Source organism: Mycobacterium sp. (assembly GCF_035653355.1).
Lineage (GTDB): Bacteria > Actinomycetota > Actinomycetes > Mycobacteriales > Mycobacteriaceae > Mycobacterium.
Window position 1 is genome coordinate 1 of sequence record NZ_DASRBZ010000476.1, and the last position, 4,140, is coordinate 4,140.

The window sequence follows — 4,140 nt, forward strand, 5'->3', positions numbered from 1 at the left end:
GTCAGCATCCACGCCGACGGCGGTCCGCCGACCGGGCGCGGGTTCCACGTCAACTATTCGGCGCCGCCGCTCAACCAGGCCCAGGCGGGCCCGTCGGTGCAGTTCGCCCGGATCATGCGCGACCAGCTGCAGAGCTCGGGGATTCCGCCGGCCAACTACATCGGCCAAAACGGGCTCTACGGGCGCGCGGATCTTGCCGGGCTCAACCTGGCGCAGTATCCGGCGGTGCTCGTCGAGTTGGGCAACATGAAAAACCCGGCCGACTCGGCGCTGATGGAGTCCCCCGAGGGCCGGCAAAAGTACGCCGACGCCGTCGTCAAGGGCATCGCGGGCTTCCTCGCCAGCCAGCCCCAAGCTGGTTGACTGCCCCGAGACCGGAAACTTGAAGCCGTCATGTCGCTCGCAGTCGATCGAGGAGTCAGTTATTCTGTCCCGGCGTTTAAGTGGCCTCCAGTACGGGTTGTCAGTACGGGGGTAGGACTGTTGGAGTCATCTCGACTAGATGGTCTGGAGGACCAGTGAGCATCAATCCGTTCGACGACGAAAATGGCCGCTTCTTCGTCTTGGTCAACGACGAAGAGCAACACAGCCTGTGGCCCACCTTCGCCGAGGTTCCGGACGGCTGGCGCGTGGTGTACGGCGAAGCCGACCGTGCCTCGTGCCTGGACTACATCGAAGCGAACTGGCCCGACATCCGGCCGAAGAGCCTGCGTGACAGGCTGGCTCAGCAGCAGGCTTCGGAGAACTGAACGCCACTGGCCGACGGTCTAGCTTTCCAGTTCCTTCTTCAGGTTGGCGAGCACCTCGGCCTGGATCTTCTTCAGGCCCAACGGGGCGAACGTCTTCTCGAAGACGCCCTTGAGCCCGCCCGCCCCGGTCCAGGTGGTCTTGACGGTGACGCTGGAGCCGGGCCCTGCCGGGGCCACCGTCCAGTTGGTGACCATCGACGAGTTGGCGTCTTTTTCGATGACGGCGTGGCCGGCGACGTCGACGCTGGCTTGCACGTCGCGCACCCGGGACTTGGTGGCCTGCAACTTCCACTTGGCGACCGTGCCCTGCCCCTGACCGCCCTGCAGCACCTGATAGTCGCGGTAGTGCGAGGACAAGATTTTCGGGCGGACGTTTTTGTAGTCGGCGACGGCGGTGAGGACGGCTTCCGGCTTGGCGTTGATCAAGACGGTGCTGGCGGCGCTGACCTGTCCCATCTGGCAAGACTCCTCTGCTGTGGATGTGCTGACATCGCGTGTGCACGCTGCGACGACCGCTGTCGGGGACTAGGGTATATGTGGTGCCTGTTCCTGAAGCCGCACTGGAGGCTCATAGGGCGGGCGTCGAGCGGTTGTTGGCGAGCTATCGCTCCATCCCCGCGACGGCGTCCGTCCGACTCGCCAAGCCCACTTCGAATCTGTTCCGCGCTCGCGTCAAGCACGATGCACCGGGGCTCGACACGTCCGGGCTTACCGGCGTCATCGGGGTCGATCCGGATGCCCGCACCGCCGATGTGGCAGGGATGTGCACCTATCAGGATCTCGTCGCGGCCACGCTGCCGTACGGCTTGTCACCGCTGGTCGTGCCGCAACTGAAGACCATCACGCTGGGCGGGGCGGTCACCGGCTTGGGTATCGAGTCGGCGTCGTTCCGCAACGGTCTGCCCCACGAGTCCGTGCTGGAGATGGACATTCTCACCGGCGCCGGCGAATTGCTCACAGTGTCTCCACAGCAGCACGCTGACCTCTACCGCACGTTCCCGAATTCCTATGGGACGCTTGGCTATTCGACCAGACTGCGGATCGAGCTGGAGCCGGTCAAGCCGTTCGTGGCGTTGCGCCACGTCCGTTTCCATTCGTTAGCCGAGATGGTGGCGGCGATGGACCGCATCGTCGACACCGGCGGATTTGACGGTGTCCCCGTGGATTATCTCGACGGTGTGGTGTTCAGCGCCGATGAGAGCTACTTGTGTGTCGGCGTGCGGACCACCACACCTGGGCCCGTCAGCGACTACACCGGACAGCACATCTACTACCGCTCGATACAGCACAATGCCGGCATCAAAGAGGACCGGTTGACGATCCACGACTACTTCTGGCGTTGGGACACCGACTGGTTCTGGTGCTCACGCTCGTTCGGCGCGCAGAATCCCCGGGTGCGACGCTGGTGGCCGCGTCGCTACCGGCGCAGCAGCTTCTACTGGAAGTTGGTGGCGCTCGACCGGCGGTTCGGCATCGCCGACCGGATCGAGAAACGCAAGGGTCGCCCGCCGCGCGAGCGGGTGGTGCAAGACATCGAGGTGCCAATCGAGCGGACCGAGGAGTTCTTGACGTGGTTCCTCGAGAATGTGCCCATCACGCCGGTCTGGTTGTGCCCGTTGCGGTTACGCGACCAGGACGGCTGGCCGCTGTATCCGATCCGGCCGGGCCGCACGTACGTCAACGTTGGGTTCTGGTCGTCGGTGCCGGCGGGCGCAACTGAAGGCGCCACGAATCGACTGATCGAGGCCAAAGTCGGCGAGTTGGAGGGACACAAATCGCTGTATTCGGACTCCTATTACACGCGTGAAGAATTCGACGAACTCTACGGTGGCGAGGCCTACAAGACGGTAAAGAAGACCTACGACCCCGATTCGCGTCTCCTCGACCTCTATGCGAAGGCGGTGCAACGACGATGACAGCAATTAGAGAGACCAAAGAACACGCGCCCCACACCGCGGGCAAGCTGAGCCTGGCCCAGATCCTGGCGATCCTCACCGAGGGCAGCCACTTGAAATTCACCGCCTACGACGGCAGCAGCGCCGGACCCGACGACGCCGCACTGGGCCTGGATCTCCTGACGCCCCGCGGCACCACCTACCTGGCCACCGCGCCTGGCGAGCTCGGTCTGGCCCGCGCCTACGTCTCGGGTGATCTGGAACTGCACGGCGTGCATCCCGGCGACCCCTATGAGCTGCTCAAAACGATGGCGGAAAAACTCGACTTCAAACGGCCTTCGCCGCGACTACTGGCCAACATCGTCCGCTCGATAGGGGTCGAGCGCTTCATGCCCGTCGCCCCGCCACCCCAAGAAGCATTGCCACGCTGGCGCCGGCTCGCCGAGGGCCTGCGGCACAGCAAAACGCGGGACGCCGAGGCCATCCACCATCACTACGACGTCTCCAACACGTTCTACGAATGGGTGCTGGGTCCGTCGATGACCTACACCTGCGCGGTGTACCCCCACCCCGACGCGACGCTGGAGGAAGCGCAGGAGAACAAGTACCGGCTGATCTTCGACAAGCTGCGCCTGCAACCAGGTGACCGGCTTCTCGACGTCGGCTGTGGCTGGGGCGGGATGGTCCGCTACGCCGCTCGTCGCGGTGTGCGCGCGATAGGTGCCACGCTGTCGGCCGAGCAGGCCAAGTGGGCGCAACGCAAGATCGACGAAGAGGGCCTGGGCGAGCTGGCCGAGGTGCGGCACTCCGACTACCGCGACGTCCGCGAGAGCGATTTCGACGCTGTCTCGTCGATCGGGCTGACCGAGCACATCGGCGTCAGGAACTACCCGGCGTATTTCGGCTTCCTCAAGCAGAAGCTGCGCACCGGCGGGTTGCTGCTCAACCACTGCATCACCCGGCACTCCAACAGGTCGACCTTCCGAGGCGGCGGCTTCACCGACCGCTACGTGTTCCCCGACGGGGAGCTGACCGGCTCGGGTCGCATCATCACCGAGATCCAAGAGGTTGGCTTCGAGGTGCTGCACAACGAGAACTTCCGCAACCACTACGCGATGACGCTGCGCGACTGGTGCCGCAACCTCGTCGCGCACTGGGACGAGGCCGTGGCCGAGGTTGGTCTGCCCACCGCGAAGATCTGGGGCTTGTACATGGCTGCGTCGCGAGTCGGGTTCGAGCAGAATAAGATTCAGCTGCACCATGTGCTGGCGGTCAAGCCCGACCGATACGGTCGTGACGGCGGCCTGCCGCTGCGGCCTTGGTGGCAGCCCTAGCTCTAGCCTGATTGCCCGGCTCCCCCTCATCGCGCTGAGCGCTCTGCATCGGTCGCCGGGCTAGCCGTTGTCGATGCGGCGGGCACCTAGTTCGTTTTGCAGTAGCTCCAACGCGGCTTCTTCCGGATCGCGGCGTTCCGGTGGGCTTTCGCGGCCGGCCTC

Annotated in this window: 6 protein-coding genes; 4 read left to right on the forward strand and 2 right to left on the reverse strand. The window is 64.7% G+C overall.

Annotated features, from left to right (window positions below):
* Together VFA16_RS16450 and VFA16_RS16455 are read left to right on the forward strand one after the other, a co-directional pair.
* Positions 1-363, forward strand: a 363-nt coding sequence (locus VFA16_RS16450; RefSeq protein WP_324968844.1) for an N-acetylmuramoyl-L-alanine amidase, incomplete at its 5' end; no start/stop codon positions are given.
* Positions 364-518: 155 nt separating this feature from the next.
* The gene (locus VFA16_RS16455; protein WP_048891435.1) at positions 519-749 is read left to right on the forward strand and encodes an MbtH family protein; all 231 of its coding nucleotides are present in this window, start codon (positions 519-521) and stop codon (positions 747-749) included.
* Positions 750-767: 18 nt separating this feature from the next.
* Here VFA16_RS16455 and VFA16_RS16460 read toward each other — a convergent pair whose 3' ends face one another.
* Positions 768-1,205, reverse strand: a complete 438-nt coding sequence (locus VFA16_RS16460; RefSeq protein ID WP_324968845.1) for an SRPBCC family protein — start codon at positions 1,203-1,205, stop codon at positions 768-770.
* Positions 1,206-1,285: 80 nt separating this feature from the next.
* Between VFA16_RS16460 and VFA16_RS16465 the strand changes: the two genes are divergently transcribed.
* The gene (locus VFA16_RS16465) at positions 1,286-2,665 is read left to right on the forward strand and encodes an FAD-binding oxidoreductase (protein ID WP_324968846.1); all 1,380 of its coding nucleotides are present in this window, start codon (positions 1,286-1,288) and stop codon (positions 2,663-2,665) included.
* Positions 2,662-3,978: a class I SAM-dependent methyltransferase gene (locus VFA16_RS16470; RefSeq protein WP_324968847.1), complete on the forward strand. Its 1,317-nt coding sequence runs from the start codon at positions 2,662-2,664 to the stop codon at positions 3,976-3,978. Before VFA16_RS16465 ends, VFA16_RS16470 begins: the two co-directional genes overlap by 4 nt.
* Positions 3,979-4,038: 60 nt before the next feature.
* On the opposite strand, the gene VFA16_RS16475 is transcribed toward VFA16_RS16470, so the two are convergent.
* A partial coding sequence (locus VFA16_RS16475; RefSeq protein ID WP_324968848.1) for a hypothetical protein occupies positions 4,039-4,140 on the reverse strand: 102 nt, incomplete at its 5' end.